This window comes from Bacillus thuringiensis (genome assembly GCF_001595725.1).
Taxonomy (GTDB): domain Bacteria; phylum Bacillota; class Bacilli; order Bacillales; family Bacillaceae_G; genus Bacillus_A; species Bacillus_A thuringiensis_K.
The window spans coordinates 2295992-2313015 of the sequence record NZ_CP014282.1; the positions used below are offsets into that span (position 1 = coordinate 2295992).

A 17024-nucleotide genomic window follows, 5' to 3' on the forward strand; every position below is an offset into this window, starting at 1 on the left:
AAATAATCTTAGCTCTTACTTTTTGTCTACCGTTTACTGTAAGTAGCAATAAACTTGCAGAATTTTCCGTTTAATTAATTGTATTATTTAAGCGCCAATTTTTGCACATATCTTTAATGTTACAATAATTATTTCAATATTGTCGAAACGTAAGCAGAAATTTAATATAATAGTCTTAATGTGCTAATGAGCGGTGAGGAGGGCAGGTCATGAATAAAGAAGAACAGGTCATGAACGGTTTCAGGGAATTATATAATAAGCTGGTTTGGCTTAATAAAGATAAGATGGAAGAAGGTCTTAAAGGGTTTAAGTCTTCTGAAGTCCACTGTATTGAATATATTGAAAACAATGCAGATTCTAACGTGACACAACTCGCAGAGGCTTTTTATGTGACTCGTGGTGCTATAAGTAGAATGACTAAGAAGCTCATACAAAAAGGCCTTGTTGAAAGCTACCAAAAGTCAGAAAATAAGAAAGAAATTTATTTTAGACTTACCGAACAAGGGAAAGAAATTTATAAAATCCATGAAGATCTGCACAAAGAGTTTCAAGAGCGGGATAAAGCTGTATTTGAGCAAGTAACTGAAGAAGAATTCAACAGTATAATTAGCTTTGTGGAAAAGTATAGTAGACATTTGGATGCAGAAATAAAGAAACAAGGTATACATATTAAATCGTAATACATTTTAATAATAAAGTGAAACTTTAATCAGTGGGGTTTTCTTCATCTCCACTGATTATCAGCCCTCACCAATCGGGCTTTTACGGGCAGCCTTACTCTAATGAGAATAGGCTGCTTTTTTATTATTTTAGTTTTGTTGACTAATCAACAAAATCTTTAGGAGAGAAGTTAAATGTCTATATTTAGATCGAAAAATGAAAGGGGAACTGAAAAAAGCATAGATAAACATGCTTTACTATTCGGACTTATTTCTGTATTTCTTTGTGGTATAGGTTTCAGTATCATCATGCCTGTAGTCCCATTCTTAGTACAGCCATATACAAGTAATCCGGAAGAACAAGCATTAGTTGTTACACTACTAACTTCCGTATATGCGGCCTGCGTGTTTTTAGCTGCACCAGTACTCGGAGCTTTAAGCGATAAGTATGGCCGTCGTCCACTACTTTTAATATGCTTATTTGGTTCTGCAATTGGGTACTTAGTTTTTGGAATAGGAGGAGCTTTATGGGTACTATTTGCTGGACGCATAATAGAAGGAATAACAGGCGGGAGCATAAGTACTATCTTCGCATATTTTGCAGACATCATTCCAAAAGAACAGAGAACGAAATATTTTGGATGGGTGAGTGCAGTTGTAGGTGCGGGAACTATCATTGGCCCAACCATTGGGGGGATACTTGCCAAGTTTGGTGATACTGTACCTATATATTTTGGTGCAATCATAACGTTAATAAATGTTGTATATGGGATCAAATATATGCCTGAGAGCCTTGAAAAAAATAATAGGTTGAAAGAGATTACTTTTGTAAGGTTAAATCCTTTTGTACAGCTAGCAAACATACTTTCCATGAAAAATTTAAAGTGGTTACTTGTCTCAGCGTTTTTACTTTGGATACCTAACGGATCTTTACAAGCAATTTTCACGCAATTTACAATGGATACTTTCAGTTGGAAACCTGCATTAATCGGACTTATGTTTTCAATTTTGGGCTTTCAAGACATTGTTTCACAAAGTTTTATAATGCCAAAGCTTTTGATCAAGCTTAGTGATAAACAAATAGCAATTCTTGGGATGGTTTCGGAGATTATAGGATACAGTTTTATTGCGGCATCAGCTTTGTTTTCACTCTATCCACTACTTATCGTTGGGACGCTGATGTATGGTTTTGGGGATTCAATTTTCGGACCTTCATTCAACGGGATGCTTTCAAAGTCTGTCAGTTCTAGTGAACAAGGAAGGATTCAAGTTGGAAGCCAATCTATTCAAGCTTTAGCAAGAATGATTGGTCCTATTCTTGGAGGACAAATCTATGTATCACTTGGTCATGCCGCACCTGCTTTTATGGGTATGATTCTTATAGTAGCGGCAATAGCAGTTTTGTATAAGGGGACACATGCAACTGTATAACAGATAGAAATAAGAACAAATAAAAGGGTGTCCGAACTTAGCAACACGTGCTGACACCCTTTTTGTTTACGGTTTGAGTACTCAGAGAAATACTTTTGCTTTTTAGGAATTTATTCTGCAGTGCTCTCATAGTGAAGAGTAATATTCAGTGAGGTTGAACTATCATTAATTACAGTTAGCTTTATTTGAAAGTAAAAAGCTAGCTAAATGACTAGTTAGTTTAATTATGCTTGTGCTGAAGTAAATAATGACTCCATTTTCACTTTGCTCTTTTCTCGAATTTCAGCGTCTGCATGGCGCATCACGTATTTATGAGCTACAGCGATTGCTAAAACATCATCTAATAAGCCAATTCCAATAATAGCAGCTATATTTGGAATGAAATCGATTGTTAATACGTAATAAGATAAAGCGGTTAATATTATGAATTTCGTTTTAGTAGGTAATTCTTTCTTTTTCATTGTGTAGAATAAAATAATACTTTCATATACGCTAGATTTACCGAGGTTTACCGAGCTTTTTTTGAACTTTTTCCAAAGTGTCTGTTTCTCCATATAAACACTCCTTTTACAAAACATAGATTTTTTAAAAGGATGGACAAAGAAGTGAGAGATTAATCAATTTTATTGTTTTTCTTAATTATATATTTCCATAAAAATAGGGGATTACCGGTTCAAAATAATATAATGTGGATTATGCAACGATTCACAGTGTTCCGTTACATAGTATATATAGTAAAATGTATGTGGATGATTTAGTTATTATTATGCATTTTATAAGCGGTGTGGGGGAAGGAAAATGAAAATAATAGAACTACCAATTGAATTCGAATTTAACGGGCAAAAACAATGTATTTATCCAAGTTTAATTATATTACATAATGAATTAACGTTAGTCGATACAGGATATCCAAGTTTTTTACCTTTAATTGAAAATGCAATATTAAAACATGGATATGAGATGAAAAACTTAAAGAATATAATTATTACCCATTATGATGATGATCATCTAGGGGCTTTATATGATTTCAAATTGAAATATCCTCAAATTAATGTTATTGCTAGTGAAATTGAATCTAACTATATTAATGGTGATATAAAATCAGAGAGGTTGGCTCAAGCTGAAAAAATGCTAGAACGTATGCCAAATGAAGAAAAAGAATTTGGTAAATGGTTTATACAACAGTTAAAAAATATAAAACATATTTCCGTCGATGAAAAAGTACATGATAATCAAATGATTTTGAATGGTGAATGTCAAATAGTAGCGACCCCAGGACATACTTCGGGACATATTTCATTATATTTTCCGAATTTAGATTGTGTAATTACGGGAGATGCGGCTGTTCAAGAGAATCGTGAGTTAGTAATAGCTAATCCGGATTTTTGCTTAGATATAGAAAGGGCGGAAAAATCTTTAAATAGGATTAAAAGTCTTAAAGCAGCACAGTACTATTGCTACCATGGAGGAAAGCTGACTTTATAAAATAATGAAAACCGGTCTTTCCTAAATCAAAAAGATCGGTTTTTTAGTTCATATATTTTGCGATTTCAACCAAATCAGTAACAGTATATTTCGGTAAAATTGAAATATATATGTAAAAAAGAATATATAATTTGAGCAAGGGGATAGGGGGGAGAAGATGGGTTCGTTATTTGATGTAATAGCAAAATTAAGAAGTTCATTTTGTCTTCTACTAACATGGAAGCATTAATAAAATCTGAGAAAAAGCAAAAAGAATTTGTTCGTCTAGTACACGATGAATATAAAAAAAGAAGATAAGAATTTTTTTATTTTTCATATTTGGCGAAACAAATGGTACAATGAAAGCTAATGTGAAAAATAAGGAAAAGAAGTGGTCTATTTGAAAAACTTTTTAGAATTAGGAATTAGTGAAACTTTTAATCATACATTACGTGAAAATGGAATTACAGAAGCAACACCAATTCAAGAGAAGGCAATTCCTGTTATTATGTCAGGTAAAGATATTATTGGGCAGGCGAAAACAGGAACGGGTAAAACGTTAGCATTCGTGTTACCGATTTTAGAAAAAATCGATCCAGCGTCTAGTGATGTTCAGGCTTTAATTGTTGCACCAACAAGGGAACTAGCACTGCAAATTACAACTGAAATTAAAAAAATGCTTGTTCAAAGAGAAGATATTAATGTACTAGCGATATATGGTGGACAAGATGTTGCGCAACAGTTGAGAAAATTAAAAGGTAATACACATATTGTTGTAGCAACACCGGGACGATTATTAGATCATATACGCCGTGAAACAATTGATTTAAGTAATCTTTCAACAATTGTATTAGATGAAGCGGATCAAATGCTTTATTTTGGTTTCTTATATGATATTGAAGATATTTTAGATGAGACACCAGGTAGTAAACAAACGATGTTATTCTCAGCAACGATGCCAAAAGATATTAAAAAATTGGCGAAGCGTTATATGGATGAACCGCAAATGATTCAAGTACAAAGTGAAGAAGTAACGGTTGATACAATTGAGCAGCGTGTCATTGAGACGACAGACCGTGCAAAGCCAGATGCACTTCGTTTTGTTATGGATCGTGATCAGCCATTTTTAGCTGTTATTTTCTGCCGTACAAAACTTAGAGTAAGTAAACTTTATGATAATTTAAAAGGACTAGGTTATAATTGTGCTGAACTTCATGGTGATATACCTCAAGCGAAACGTGAAAGAGTTATGAAGAGTTTCCGCGAAGCTAAAATTCAGTACTTAATCGCAACGGATGTAGCAGCTCGTGGACTTGATGTAGATGGTGTAACGCACGTATTTAACTTTGATATCCCTGAAGATGTAGAAAGTTATATTCACCGCATTGGCCGAACAGGACGTGCAGGTGGATCAGGTCTTGCAATTACGTTCGTTGCAGCGAAAGATGAAAAACATTTAGAAGAAATTGAAAAAACGCTTGGTGCACCAATACAAAGAGAAATAATTGAACAACCAAAGATAAAACATGTTGATGAAAATGGAAAACCGGTACCAAAGCCGGCTCCGAAGAAATCAGGTCAAAATCGTCAAAGAGATAGCCGCGAAGGTTCAAGAAGTGATTCAAGACGTGATTCCAGAAATAGCTCAAGAAGTGGTTCAAGAAATAGTTCGAGAAATAGTTCTAGAAATGAAAATAACCGATCATTTAATAAGCCAAGTAATAAAAAAGGTAGTACAAAGCAAGGTCAGCAAAGGCGTGGTCGTTAAATAGTTATAATTGTAAAAGAGTCGCAAAATATTGTGGCTCTTTTTTTGTTTGTATACAACAAGGATGATGGCAAGAAAAAACAAAAATTTCATTCACCGTATTTGAAATTTATAAAGGAAATTTTATAGTCCAAAACCATTAGAGCAAGGATATTACTATCATTCAGCAGAACACTTTGATTAAAAGAAAAGGTATTGAAGCGAGCGAGTATTTTCATTACACATTCCGCAATTATCGAAATAGAACAAGAGAAGTTTATGAAGGATTAAACTCGTATTGGTGTACGATTGTTGGAAACTGGAAAACTAATTTGTTAGTTTTGATCGATGAGGAACTCGAGAAGCACCACTGCCATCCTTATGGGGAAATTGCTTATGACGATGAAGGTAATGTAGTGATAATATGCGAAATAAGAAAAAAGGACTAGCAGTCGTACCTGCCGTCCTTTAATAGGAGAAAAAGTAATCTTGTTTAGAACTACGCATAAACAGAAAATCTGCTTGTAATTAGTTTTACCCTAAATATACATGTCTATACAAAAAAGGGATAAGTAAAAGATACTTATCCCCGGAAGGGAAATCCCAAGCACCAAAATGGCTCGTATTGGTCTGCAGGTTCAAAAGTAGTATATGTAAAACGAAAAATCTCATACAAAAAGCAGACAACGATTTTGGTTGTCTGCCAGTGAGCTCAATGAGTTAGCTAATTGTGATAATTTGCATCCCCATTGCGAGAAGAGTGAAGCTGCTAGTTCAAACAGCTTGTTGGTATTATTTTCGATTTCTTAAAAAATATACAGAGAAAGCAGATAAGTGAAGAACCTACCTGCTTTTGCTGTAACAAAAGATAAGAGGTATTAGCCGTGGACACGGCGGCTTGAAAATAGTATGTATTTTTATTTAAAAAATATTCAAGGGGTGAAGAAACATGGAATGTTTAATAAAGGTGTTTGTTTTATTAATCAGTTAATTAATAAAACAAAATAGTTATTTGGGAGAAAGGGAAAATGAATATGAGATGAATTGAAGCTGTTGAAGAATTACTTGAAGTGATGAAAGAATGCTTTTGGAACGGAACATCTTTAAAGGGGAAGCTAATGATTTTAATATTGTATCTTGGCTGATTGAAAAAGCGACGCGTAAAACAAAATAAAGATTTCATTTTGTAGCAATGGAGAATAGATATGTGTACTTATTGGGGGAAAGTAGATAAAGAGTTCTTTAAGAGGCAAGAACCGGAACAAAATAAAAGAGCGGCTAGCAAAAGCTAACTGCTCAATACTCAATACAAGGAGATACAGAGAAGACTACTTTAAATGAATGTTGGCATACAGCCTACATACAGTATTGACCGAATGTTTATTTTAAATTCAATTTATTTAAAGTAAACATCCCAACAGATAAAATGGTTGCGCCTGCTACAGAACCTAGCCAGTCTCTCCAACCTAATGTATTTAAAGATGCATCTGTTAAATCCGTAATTAAGAAGATAGCAAACATTAATACACCAAATGTTAAGCATTCCCAAAATGTTTGCAAATATTTAATCATCTTCTTTCGGAATTTGCTCATATAAATCACCCTTATTAATAATTTATATTTTTATAAATAAATTATCGCATGTGCAAAAATTAAAAGTGCGCCCAATATTACATAGGTATATTATTAGGGATAACGTTGAACGTGTATGAATCATCGATGAAGTCATCGATGTAAAGGAGATGCGCTGACTTGTGGTGAAGGAGCTGAAAAACTACAAAGTGTTGTGCGTCTGGATAAAGAATCGAGAAAAATAGGATCAAGCGGAGGGCATCGTTCTTTTCCTAAAATGAAAGATGACGATAAGAAACATGAGATACGTTTTACATAAATTGAGCGGACATTAAAAAATAAAAATTTATAAAGGAAATAGAAAGTATGGTGTTGTATATGTACGATAATAGGAAACTTTTTGCAAACTAAACATATAATTTTAATAGACCGACAGTCGGTCTGGTGGGAAGGAGAACTTGAATGCGAATTGTAAAGGAGTATGAGGAGCGTAGAAAGGAAATTTTAGAAACAGCTGAGCGTTTGTTTCTTACGAAAGGTTATACGAAAACAACCGTGAATGATATTTTAAAAGAAATTGGTATAGCAAAGGGGACGTTTTATCATTATTTTAAGTCGAAGGAGGAAGTAATGGATGAAATCATTATGAGGATTATTAAAGAGGATGTCACTAAGGCGAAAAGGATTATCTCCAATCCCGATATCCCCGTTTTAGATAAGTTATTTAAAATTTTAATGGAACAATCACCAAAATCAGGAGATGTAAAAGAAAAAATGATCCAACAATTCCATCAACCAAATAATGCAGAAATGCATCAGAAAAGTTTAGTGCAATCCATTATACATTTATCTCCTGTATTAACGGAAGTTTTAGAGCAAGGAATAGAAGAAGGCATATTTTATACTCCATACCCACAAGAAACAATTGAATTATTACTCTCTTCAGCACAAGTCATATTTGATGATGGTTTATTCCAGTGGAAAACGGAAGAAATGATGAGAAGAGCTAAGGCTTATATTAAAATGATGGAAGTATCTGTTGGAGCGAAAGAAGGGTCCTTTAATTATATGATCGAGGTTTTAATGAAACAGAAATAGCTTTTTTCTGTTTGGGTATTATAGACCGGCAGTCGGTCTATGCTAAATGAAGGATGTGATGAGGATGCCAGCAAGTATTCAATCTTCCTTGAAAGATTTTCACTTAATGGTAAGTGGTCAAATTATTACTATTTTAGGTTCAACACTATTACGTTTTGCACTGTCTTTATATGTGCTAGATATAACAGGACGTGCCGATATATTTGCAGGGTTATATGCCGTAACGAGTATCCCGTTTTTGTTAGCTCCTCTTGGCGGAGCGATAGCAGATCGTTTCAACCGCCGTAATGTAATGGTCATTTTGGATTTTATAAACGCTGCTATTGTATTAAGTTTTATAGTTTTGTTATTAACTGAATCGATATCTATTTTATTGATTGGAACAATTATGTTTTTACTAGCAGTCGTTAGTGCAATGTACGCACCAGTTGTTATGGCAAGTATTCCGCAATTAGTTCCAGAGAAAAAGTTAGAACAAGCGAACGGTATCGTAAATGGTGTGCAAGCATTATCTAATATAGTTGCACCTGTACTAGGAGGACTATTATACGGCATAATTGGTTTGAAAATGCTCGTAATAACAAGTTGTTTTGCTTTCTTTTTATCTGCGATTTTAGAAATGTTTATTACAATACCATTTATAAAAAGAATACAGGAAGGCCATATCGTACCGACAATTGTAAAAGATATGAAAGAAGGTTTTCTTTATGTTTTAAAACAACCTTTTATTTTGAAGGCTATGTTACTTGCAGCTTTACTAAATTTAATTTTGACACCGTTATTTGTTGTCGGAGGACCTATTATGTTACGAGTAACTATGCAGAGTAGCGATATGATGTATGGAATTGGAATGGGATTAATTGATTTTGCAACCATATTAGGGGCATTGTCAATCGGTTTCTTTGCTAAAAAGTTACAGATGAAAACATTATATAATTGGATGCTTATCATAGCTTTATTAGTAATGCCAGTGGCACTATCAGTTACACCGTTTATTCTTAATTTAGGATACTATCCACCATTTATCCTCTTTATACTTTCTTCTCTTCTAATCGCAATGATTATGACAATTGTATCCATCTATGTGATTACTGTAATCCAAAAGAAAACACCAAATGAAAATCTAGGAAAAGTGATGGCATTTATAACAGCGGTATCTCAATGTATGGCACCAATTGGGCAAGTCGTATATGGTTTTATGTTTGAAGGATTCAGTACGAAAATTTATTTACCTATATTTGCTATTAGTTTCATAATGACAATAATAGCTATATTGACGAAGAAAATATTAAGAAATGAAGGGAACTAGCTTCATATGCTTAGAGTATTAGCGAAACCCAACCCTAATCAATTCTTCATCATTTATTTCAATTACGAATCTATATTCTTTGTCTAATAGCCAGTAATAAAAACTGACTGCATCAACGTCAACTAGTGATTGGAATACTTTATCAAGATTTGTACTTACTACAGGGATTTCATAGTTATCCCATATTATAAAAATCTGTTCGTCAAAATCTAGTTGGTTTGCTCTAATAAGGGAAATTAGTTGTTCTTTGTTCGAAGCTATGAATTGATTATCTATCTGTTCCCAATCTATTCTTCCCGAGACAGTTATAGGAAATGAATTCATTAAAATAGTAGCAATCTGCTGGCTTTTTTCTTGGGAGAAAATGAGAGTTTCGTTTCCTAGGGATTCAAGGCATTCACTAAACAAAGGGTTTGTGTCATTGTTGTTTTTGGTTTTCAGTGCTCTTAACTTTTGTCGCAATTTCCATTGTCTTGACGATCTATCATCCATTTTTAACATTCCTTATACAATTATTTAAGAATGAGTATAGCATATAAGGGAAGTCTTTATGAAAAGGAACTTTTTAAATATAAATTAAACAAAAGCGTTATTTGAAAAAAAAGCCTTTTAAGGAAAGATAAGAGGCCATCAAAAAATATAACAACATAAAAAAATATATTATGTTTATACAATTTGAAAAGTTGATGGAAATAATAAAATGTATAAAATTCTTATAAAAAAAGCCCTAGGATTAGGGGATCTAGGGCTTCCTCTGTTGGTATATCTCACACGACATTATAAAAAGAAAAGAACTTAATGAAGATAACACATGAATGTTTCGTAAATGTATCAAAAAAAGTGAACAAAAGCGTTATTTTAAGGAGCATGATATATCATCAAGGGCTTTATAAATATAACTATACATTCGGTAAAAGAGATATCTTGGATTGTATTTTTGTTTCCAGTTCATAATAAGTCCCCCTTATACAAATAGTTTAATTATATTATACAGTTATTAATGCGAATGTTAAGAAACCTTGATATGAATTAAGGTGAATTTAAACAAGTTACAACGAACAGTGGACCTAAGGGATAGAAGAGAAAATAAAGGATGTTTGTCTTCGGCATAAATTACGATATGGATATCGAAGAGTGACCGCAACTCTTCGGAAAATGGGGCTGTGTGTAAATCATAAAAAAGTATTATGAATCATGAGGCAAAATCAGATTCTCTCAAAAGTTGGTCGAAAGAAAAAGAAATATATCAGTGGTGCGGAGCCAGTAGTAGCCCCTCATCGATTGGAACGCCAATTCGATGCATCCGCACCAAATGAAAGGTGGTTTAGGTATTTTGATAGGTGTCCCGTTTTAGGGGTTCACTTCAAAATGTAGGAGTTTTTTCTTTGTTTGAAAGTTCAAAAAGATATATAATAATTTTCTGACTATTAATTTATGGAGGGGTGTTAATGAAAAATGAAACGTTACACACACAAGAAGACATTTTAAAAATGCTTGATTCATTATTAAGACCTGCAGAACCATTTTGGAATGAATTTTATGAGAATAGAGAAAAGGATGTTCCATTTTTTGAAAATGTTCCAGATGAGAACCTAGTTTCGTATATACAAAAAGAGAGAGTTTCAAAAGGGAAAGTATTAGAACTTGGGTGTGGTCCAGGTAGAAATGCCATTTATTTAGCGACTCAAGGATTTGATGTAACAGCAGTGGATTTATCTGTAGAAGGCATTAATTGGGCTAAAGAAAGGGCATTGGCAAAAGAGGTAGCAATTCATTTTATTTGTGATTCAATTTTTAATTTAGAGGTTCAAAACGAATTTGATTTTGTATACGATTCGGGCTGTTTGCATCACATTCCACCGCATAGAAGAATAAATTATGTGGATTTAATTAAAAACTCATTAAAATCGGGTGGTTATTTCGGATTAACATGTTTTGCGGCAGGTGATTTAGATGAGCGAAATGGATCGGAAATAACAGATTGGGACGTATATAGAGGGTGGAGTCTACAAGGGGGTCTTGCATACTCGGAAGAAAAGTTAAGAGAGATATTTAAAGAATTTGAGGTAATTGAGATTAGAAGAATGAAACAAATGAAACAACCGAAAGAAATGTTTGGAGAATCATTTCTTTGGACAGCATTATTTAAGAAGAAATAATAAAGTAGATAATTGACAAACTCATCGTTTTTATAGACAATATATTAAAAGGAACGTACGTTTGGTTTTGTTGGCGTATGTTTTACATAAATACATAACAAGGGGCTGTCTCCATATGAGTAACGCAAATCAAAAAATTACTACGTTTTTAATGTTTGAGGGCAAAGCTGAGGAAGCAATGAATTTTTATACGTCACTATTTGATCAATCAGAAATTGTAAGTATTTCTCGCTATGATGAAAATGGACCTGGTAAAGAGGGAACTGTAATTCATGCAACTTTTACGCTAAATGGCCAAGAGTTTATGTGTATTGATAGTTATGTAAATCATAATTTTACATTCACTCCAGCTATGTCTCTTTATGTAACTTGTGAGACAGAAGAAGAAATTGAAACGGTCTTTCATAAACTAGCGCAAGATGGAGCGATTCTTATGCCTTTAGGTTCTTATCCGTTTAGTAAAAAGTTTGGCTGGTTAAATGATAAGTATGGTGTATCTTGGCAGTTAACTCTTGCTGAATAAAAAAGAAAAAGCGTAGCTTATTTGTTTGTAAAAGATGTTCATCTTGTATGGAATGAAGTTTCTAGGGTTTTAAAGAATAAGGGTATTCTTATTGCTGGATTTACAAATCCGTTACTATGGATTTTTGATGATAACCAAGAGCAAAAAGGTATTCTTGATGTTAAACATTCAATTCCTTCATCAACATTGGATTATTTACCAGAGGATGAAGTTCAAGATTACATCGATTCAAATCAAACAATAGAATATGCGCATACTTTAGAAGACCAAATCCAAGGCCAAATTGAAGCTGGTTTTGCTATAACAGGTTTTTATGAGGATGATTTTGGTGGAACAAGGATATTAGATAAGCATATTAAAACATTTATTGCGACAAAAGCTATAAAGTTAAAGATGGATTAAGAATTTTTGCTTGTCGCACGGGGCGTTAGTCGAAGAACGCTCTTAAAATAGAAAAGGATGGTGCTTTCCATCCTTTTCCTTATGTATTTTGAGTGTCGAAACTATTCTGAAAACAAGTTTTACACTACCAATTGTATAATTAGGTTATACTTTTATATTAAGAATTTTGCTGACCAAATCTTTTCCCGAGTTTAGCTAACAATTCAGGTTGATCGCTTTGGCTCATTATAACTTCAATAAAGATAAGGTGATTCTTATTAAAAGTTATATTTGTTAAGACTTCTGCTAATTCTGATTCATTTTCTACTTTAAATGTTAGACTTTTTTCTTCTGCCCCAAATACCATTGATAGTTTATTGTAATCCCACATTTGTATATCATTATAAGGTTGGTTTTGGCCGTGAATGGCACGTTCAACAGTGTATCCGTTGTTATTGATTAAAAATATAATCGGTTTTAAATTTGACGTAGTATAGTTGATAACTCTTGGGCAGTTACTTGGAAAGAACCGTCACCAATAATTAAAATGTTGAGCCGTGATAAATTGGCGACCTGTGTACCAAGTAGAGCGGGCAGTGTATATCCGATAGATCCCCATAACGGTTGTCCTACATATGCAGTGTTATTAGGTAGAGGGATAGCAGCACTACCAAAGAAAGGTGTTCCTTGCTCTACAATTAAGATGTCGTTTTCTTGTAAGAAATGGTACATTTGCTGCCAAAAACGTTTTTGTGTGACCATTTGTGATTTGGGATTGAACTCTTCAGTAAAAAGAGATGATTTTAGAATAAATGGCTTAACGTCAAGAGTATCTTTATTACGATGCTCAATTGAATCACTTAAATGTTGTAAAATATCCTGCATTACAACTGGACCGTATTTTTTATCTATAATTTTCACAGCGTAGGGATGGATTTCTATAACTTGTTCTTTTGTAAAACCTTGTGTGAAGCCGCCTGTAATAGTATCAGTTAACTTCACACCAATACTAATAATACAATCCACTTTAAATTTTCATGTGGTACTACATCATCTAAAAAGCAAGATTATAATCACCAGGAACCCCGAATGTATGTTCGATTCCTAAGTCGTGTAGTCTATCCAATAAATATGTACTTACAGTATATTGTTTTTTCAAATGAATCACCTCCTAATTATGCAATGAATGTTTCAATAGACTAAACAAGTTCTAATGCGTTGATTAAAATATTCATTACTAGATTGTGGTATAATTTACATACAGGGGGAAAGTAGATGACACAACATAAAGAAGAACAGATGAATGAGGCATTAGCATTATTTTATTTTGCATATAAAACATTTACTGAAAAGCCAGATGAAATTATAAAAGAATATGGCATTCAACGAGTACATCATCGAATTTTATTTTTTATCGCACGTTTTCCAAGGATAAGTGTAAATGAGTTATTATCACTATTAGAAATAAGCAAACAAGCTCTTCACGGGCCGCTACGTCAACTTGTGGAAAAGGGCTTAATTGAGAGTAATGAAGCTATGCATGATCGCCGTGTGAAACAGTTGTCTTTAACAGAACAAGGTGCAGATTTAGAGAAAAAACTGAGTGATGTACAAAGACAACAAATGGGTGCTATTTTTTCAAAATTTGGTGAATCATGTGAGGACAATTGGCACCAAGTTATGAATGAAATGGCAAATAGCCGATCAGGTTTTGATGCTTGGATATCGAAACGGGAAATACCAGTCGATCAAAAATAATGAAAAAACTTCTGTTTTTATCGTTTGAAAAAGAACAAATTTTATCCATACATTTGGCAACTATCGTTTGGTCATAGAATGAATGGATAAAAAGATACATTACTAGATACTTTATACGTGTACGCAATGGAACAATAAAATTCACATTTCCGAAAGGGGAATTTTAATGATAAAACTTGTACTTATTCGTCACGGGCAAAGTTTATGGAATCTTGAAAATCGCTTTACTGGATGGACAGATGTTGATCTATCAGAGAATGGATTAAGTGAAGCGAGAGAAGCAGGAGCAATATTAAAGAAAAACGGATATACTTTTGATGTGGCTTATACATCTGTATTAAAACGCGCAATTCGGACGTTATGGATTGTACTTCATGAGATGGATCTTACTTGGGTCCCAATACATAAATCTTGGAAGCTAAATGAAAGACATTATGGTGCATTGCAAGGGTTGAATAAAGATGAAACTGCTCAAAAATATGGTGAAGCGCAAGTTCATATTTGGAGAAGAAGTGTTAATGTAAGACCACCGGCTCTTACTGAAGACGATTCTCGATATGAAGCGACCGATCCAAGATATAAAACACTCAAAAAAGGTGAATTTCCGTTAACTGAATGTTTAGAGGATACGGAGAAGAGAGTACTTGCTTATTGGCATTCAGAAATTGCGCCGACATTAAAAAGTGGTAATAAAGTAATTATTTCATCACACGGTAACACAATTCGCTCGCTAGTAAAATACTTAGACAACCTTTCAAATGATGGTGTAGTTTCATTAAATATTCCAACTAGCATTCCGCTTGTTTATGAATTAGACGAAAACTTACGTCCGATTCGTCATTATTATTTAAGTATGGATGGAGAAGTACCTGAAGGCGAAATTCCGAAACATATTTCTTTTTAATACGAAAATTTGAAATGAATGCTTGTCTACATATACAATATAGACTCATGGTAAAGTAAAATTTTAATCAGTGGGGGGCTTACTGCCCACAAATAGCAGGATAAAAGACGTGGCACCTTCTAATATATATGCAATGTAGCTAAATTTAGAAGCTTGTCCACGTCTTTTGTCATAAAGAGAGCAGCTTGCGCATGTAATGGTATCGTGAGTAGTTTTTGAATGGAGGGTGATGTGATTAATGATCTCTAACATTCGAATTGGCTTATTTGTTTTAGCGATTGTCTTTGTAGTCCTTGTTTTCTTTTATTGGAAAAATGAGGAGTTGTACGAGGAGAAAAAGCAACGTATTAGAAAGACTTGGTATGGTTTGTTTATCATATCTGTCACCGTGTATTTCATGATAAAAGGAATCGATTTAACCCTTTGGAAGAATCTTTTAATGTTTACTGCAATGGTTATTTTTGTTGATATTGCATTCATTTTAACACCTAATATTTCAGAAATATGGGGTGCCAAATTTAGCGATATTGGCAAGACAGTTCAATCAATCAAACGATCATTAATTGCATCTAAAGCGAGAGGAGAAATATACACGACAATTATTCAAAATGTTAATCCATCAGTTTTCGGTACGATGGAATGGCATACGGAAGAGGAATATACAAAGAGCTTAAATGCATTTTTAGATTCATACGGGGAAAAGATTGGCGCGAAAATTGTTGTTTTTGAAGCCGCGAAGGAATTAAATACAAACTTTCGTGGTATTCGCTCGCAATTTAGTATTATCGTTCCGTTAGAACATATCGAGCAATTGAATGAGCAGAAAGCGGTACAAGTAGAAAATGTCGGGATCATACCAGCAAAAATAGTAAGTGACGTTTTCATTGTTATTGATGGAAAGAAAAATAACCTGCAAGATCGGGATTTTGAAAATGTATATAATTTAACAATACATCATAGTTATTTTAGTAAATAAGGACAGAATCTTTTTCTGTCCTTATCTTCTATACATAAATTAAAAACAAAATCCGACAAAGTTGAATAAAATTGGACAATCATTCCTACACTAGCATGTAGAGGTGATTGTAGTGGTAAAAAATTATGACAATGATTTTTTTAAAGAAGGTAACGAAGATACAACAGATTTCTCTTTAATAAAAGGGGATACGTTGCAGCAAGTAGAAGAATTAGAAGAAGAATTAAAAAGAAAATCATAAGTGTACACTCTTTCTACATTTGCTATATAATATAAATAAAAGGTTGTATCTTTTTGAAAAGGGGGAGAAGAGATGGCTGAAGTCAATGTGCAAAAGTCTTCGTTTTTTAAAGAAAAAAAAGAAGAATCCAATACAGATTTCTCTCTTGTGAAAGGTGCATTAACGGAGAATATAAATCGGTTAGAGAAACTGATGAATAATAGTAGTTCAAAATATATACAGGTGAAAAGAACAAAAGAAAATGCATAGAGCATTTTCTTTTGTTTTTTTATTTAATAGTAAACTTATCTTTTACTTTATTAGGTAAATCTGTTTTCTGAATTTCTTCATAAGACTTTACTTCAATTGATGATATTTCATTTTTGCTATTATCATCTTGATCTACATAGAGGCGTAAAAACGCGTCTTCATTTAATTTATGGTCGTTTTCTTTTTTTGTACTTCTAAATGTAATTTGTTTTTTGACGCCATCTTCATCATATGCGGGCAGCGTATAGTTTCGTAAGTTTCTACCATCTACTTTTTCGATATTTCCTTCGCCTTTTATCTGCATGTAATATACATCTTTACCAATTCTATTTAGTGACGCTCTCTCACAGCTAATAGTAAAACTAGAAAATAATAAACATAGTGTAATAATTGTTAAAAACTTTTTCATTTTCTTTATCTCCTTCAAAGTGTGTCTTTAAAAAATATACGTCTATTATTTAATAAGAAAAATCGATATAGCTTACAACGCCCTTACAATGTTGTAAGAGTGTTGTACATAAAATGAACAATAAAAGTAAAAAGAAAGGTAAAA

The 17024-nt window shown here is 33.2% G+C and carries 17 protein-coding genes and 3 pseudogenes; 15 read left to right on the plus strand and 5 right to left on the minus strand.

Translation table 11 applies throughout. The annotated features are described in order from the left end of the window. The first annotated feature begins 209 nt into the window (after positions 1-209). The gene (locus AXW78_RS11700) at positions 210-680 is read left to right on the plus strand and encodes a MarR family transcriptional regulator (RefSeq protein WP_001030902.1); all 471 of its coding nucleotides are present in this window, start codon (positions 210-212) and stop codon (positions 678-680) included. 174 nt (positions 681-854) lie between these two features. After that, a complete protein-coding gene (locus AXW78_RS11705; RefSeq protein WP_061884156.1) occupies positions 855-2090 on the plus strand; it encodes an MFS transporter in 1236 nt (411 codons plus the stop codon). 224 nt (positions 2091-2314) lie between these two features. Here AXW78_RS11705 and AXW78_RS11710 read toward each other — a convergent pair whose 3' ends face one another. Beyond that, the gene (locus AXW78_RS11710) at positions 2315-2644 is read right to left on the minus strand and encodes a YkvA family protein (protein WP_061884157.1); all 330 of its coding nucleotides are present in this window, start codon (positions 2642-2644) and stop codon (positions 2315-2317) included. A 244-nt stretch (positions 2645-2888) separates the two neighbouring features. On the opposite strand from AXW78_RS11710, the gene AXW78_RS11715 reads away from it, so the two are divergent. Together AXW78_RS11715 and AXW78_RS11720 are read left to right on the plus strand one after the other, a co-directional pair. Then, positions 2889-3575 (plus strand): MBL fold metallo-hydrolase, encoded by a 687-nt coding sequence (locus AXW78_RS11715; RefSeq protein WP_061884158.1) that lies wholly within the window; start codon positions 2889-2891, stop codon positions 3573-3575. 370 nt (positions 3576-3945) lie between these two features. Then, complete coding sequence (locus tag AXW78_RS11720; protein ID WP_002164013.1) at positions 3946-5322, plus strand: DEAD/DEAH box helicase; 1377 nt, start codon at positions 3946-3948, stop codon at positions 5320-5322. Positions 5323-6681: 1359 nt separating this feature from the next. On the opposite strand, the gene AXW78_RS11725 is transcribed toward AXW78_RS11720, so the two are convergent. Beyond that, positions 6682-6894, minus strand: coding sequence for a hypothetical protein (locus AXW78_RS11725; RefSeq protein WP_061884159.1), 213 nt, complete (start codon positions 6892-6894; stop codon positions 6682-6684). A gap of 441 nt (positions 6895-7335) precedes the next feature. On the opposite strand from AXW78_RS11725, the gene AXW78_RS11730 reads away from it, so the two are divergent. Together AXW78_RS11730 and AXW78_RS11735 are read left to right on the plus strand one after the other, a co-directional pair. Continuing rightward, complete coding sequence (locus AXW78_RS11730; RefSeq protein ID WP_061884160.1) at positions 7336-7971, plus strand: TetR/AcrR family transcriptional regulator; 636 nt, start codon at positions 7336-7338, stop codon at positions 7969-7971. A 64-nt stretch (positions 7972-8035) separates the two neighbouring features. Continuing rightward, a complete protein-coding gene (locus tag AXW78_RS11735) occupies positions 8036-9280 on the plus strand; it encodes an MFS transporter (protein ID WP_061884161.1) in 1245 nt (414 codons plus the stop codon). Between the two features lie 18 nt (positions 9281-9298). Here the strand turns inward: AXW78_RS11735 and AXW78_RS11740 are convergent, their stop codons facing one another. Further along, positions 9299-9772 (minus strand): CDI toxin immunity protein, encoded by a 474-nt coding sequence (locus AXW78_RS11740; RefSeq protein WP_000342729.1) that lies wholly within the window; start codon positions 9770-9772, stop codon positions 9299-9301. Between the two features lie 582 nt (positions 9773-10354). Here AXW78_RS11740 and AXW78_RS33805 point away from each other — a divergent pair. From AXW78_RS33805 to AXW78_RS11760, 4 genes and pseudogenes are all read left to right on the plus strand, one after another. Further along, positions 10355-10606, plus strand: a pseudogene (locus AXW78_RS33805) (IS3 family transposase); the annotation flags it as partial. A 122-nt stretch (positions 10607-10728) separates the two neighbouring features. Then, the gene (locus AXW78_RS11750) at positions 10729-11439 is read left to right on the plus strand and encodes a class I SAM-dependent methyltransferase (protein WP_000787493.1); all 711 of its coding nucleotides are present in this window, start codon (positions 10729-10731) and stop codon (positions 11437-11439) included. Between the two features lie 115 nt (positions 11440-11554). Then, entirely contained in the window at positions 11555-11962 is a 408-nt protein-coding gene (locus tag AXW78_RS11755) for a VOC family protein (RefSeq protein ID WP_000063589.1), read from the plus strand. A gap of 12 nt (positions 11963-11974) precedes the next feature. Next, positions 11975-12364: pseudogene (locus AXW78_RS11760) on the plus strand (SAM-dependent methyltransferase); the annotation flags it as partial. Between the two features lie 157 nt (positions 12365-12521). Here the strand turns inward: AXW78_RS11760 and AXW78_RS11765 are convergent. Then, positions 12522-13366: pseudogene (locus AXW78_RS11765) on the minus strand (thiamine pyrophosphate-dependent enzyme); the annotation flags it as partial. A 252-nt stretch (positions 13367-13618) separates the two neighbouring features. Here AXW78_RS11765 and AXW78_RS11770 point away from each other — a divergent pair. From AXW78_RS11770 to spoIISB, 5 genes are all read left to right on the plus strand, one after another. Beyond that, a complete protein-coding gene (locus AXW78_RS11770) occupies positions 13619-14101 on the plus strand; it encodes a MarR family winged helix-turn-helix transcriptional regulator (protein WP_000191914.1) in 483 nt (160 codons plus the stop codon). Between the two features lie 166 nt (positions 14102-14267). After that, a complete protein-coding gene (gpmA, locus tag AXW78_RS11775) occupies positions 14268-15005 on the plus strand; it encodes a 2,3-diphosphoglycerate-dependent phosphoglycerate mutase (protein ID WP_000594147.1) in 738 nt (245 codons plus the stop codon). Between the two features lie 238 nt (positions 15006-15243). Continuing rightward, positions 15244-15981: a type II toxin-antitoxin system SpoIISA family toxin gene (locus tag AXW78_RS11780; protein ID WP_000624982.1), complete on the plus strand. Its 738-nt coding sequence runs from the start codon at positions 15244-15246 to the stop codon at positions 15979-15981. A 112-nt stretch (positions 15982-16093) separates the two neighbouring features. Beyond that, positions 16094-16222: a hypothetical protein gene (locus AXW78_RS11785; RefSeq protein WP_046946297.1), complete on the plus strand. Its 129-nt coding sequence runs from the start codon at positions 16094-16096 to the stop codon at positions 16220-16222. 72 nt (positions 16223-16294) lie between these two features. Further along, on the plus strand, positions 16295-16471 hold the full coding sequence (spoIISB, locus tag AXW78_RS11790; protein ID WP_000852629.1) for a stage II sporulation protein SB: 177 nt from the start codon (positions 16295-16297) through the stop codon (positions 16469-16471). A 19-nt stretch (positions 16472-16490) separates the two neighbouring features. On the opposite strand, the gene AXW78_RS11795 is transcribed toward spoIISB, so the two are convergent. Continuing rightward, positions 16491-16880: a YxeA family protein gene (locus AXW78_RS11795; RefSeq protein ID WP_000714181.1), complete on the minus strand. Its 390-nt coding sequence runs from the start codon at positions 16878-16880 to the stop codon at positions 16491-16493. Positions 16881-17024: the final 144 nt, after the last annotated feature.

Bases quoted from the DNA above. Each gene is read 5' to 3' on its own strand.
- AXW78_RS11700 (WP_001030902.1), top strand. From the start codon at position 210: ATGAATAAAGAAGAACAGGTCATGAACGGTTTCAGGGAATTATATAAT.
- AXW78_RS11705 (WP_061884156.1), top strand. From the start codon at position 855: ATGTCTATATTTAGATCGAAAAATGAAAGGGGAACTGAAAAAAGCATA.
- AXW78_RS11710 (WP_061884157.1), bottom strand. From the start codon at position 2,644: ATGGAGAAACAGACACTTTGGAAAAAGTTCAAAAAAAGCTCGGTAAAC.
- AXW78_RS11715 (WP_061884158.1), top strand. From the start codon at position 2,889: ATGAAAATAATAGAACTACCAATTGAATTCGAATTTAACGGGCAAAAA.
- AXW78_RS11725 (WP_061884159.1), bottom strand. From the start codon at position 6,894: ATGAGCAAATTCCGAAAGAAGATGATTAAATATTTGCAAACATTTTGG.
- AXW78_RS11730 (WP_061884160.1), top strand. From the start codon at position 7,336: ATGCGAATTGTAAAGGAGTATGAGGAGCGTAGAAAGGAAATTTTAGAA.
- AXW78_RS11735 (WP_061884161.1), top strand. From the start codon at position 8,036: ATGCCAGCAAGTATTCAATCTTCCTTGAAAGATTTTCACTTAATGGTA.
- AXW78_RS11740 (WP_000342729.1), bottom strand. From the start codon at position 9,772: ATGGATGATAGATCGTCAAGACAATGGAAATTGCGACAAAAGTTAAGA.
- AXW78_RS11750 (WP_000787493.1), top strand. From the start codon at position 10,729: ATGAAAAATGAAACGTTACACACACAAGAAGACATTTTAAAAATGCTT.
- AXW78_RS11755 (WP_000063589.1), top strand. From the start codon at position 11,555: ATGAGTAACGCAAATCAAAAAATTACTACGTTTTTAATGTTTGAGGGC.
- AXW78_RS11770 (WP_000191914.1), top strand. From the start codon at position 13,619: ATGACACAACATAAAGAAGAACAGATGAATGAGGCATTAGCATTATTT.
- gpmA (WP_000594147.1), top strand. From the start codon at position 14,268: ATGATAAAACTTGTACTTATTCGTCACGGGCAAAGTTTATGGAATCTT.
- AXW78_RS11780 (WP_000624982.1), top strand. From the start codon at position 15,244: ATGATCTCTAACATTCGAATTGGCTTATTTGTTTTAGCGATTGTCTTT.
- spoIISB (WP_000852629.1), top strand. From the start codon at position 16,295: ATGGCTGAAGTCAATGTGCAAAAGTCTTCGTTTTTTAAAGAAAAAAAA.
- AXW78_RS11795 (WP_000714181.1), bottom strand. From the start codon at position 16,880: ATGAAAAAGTTTTTAACAATTATTACACTATGTTTATTATTTTCTAGT.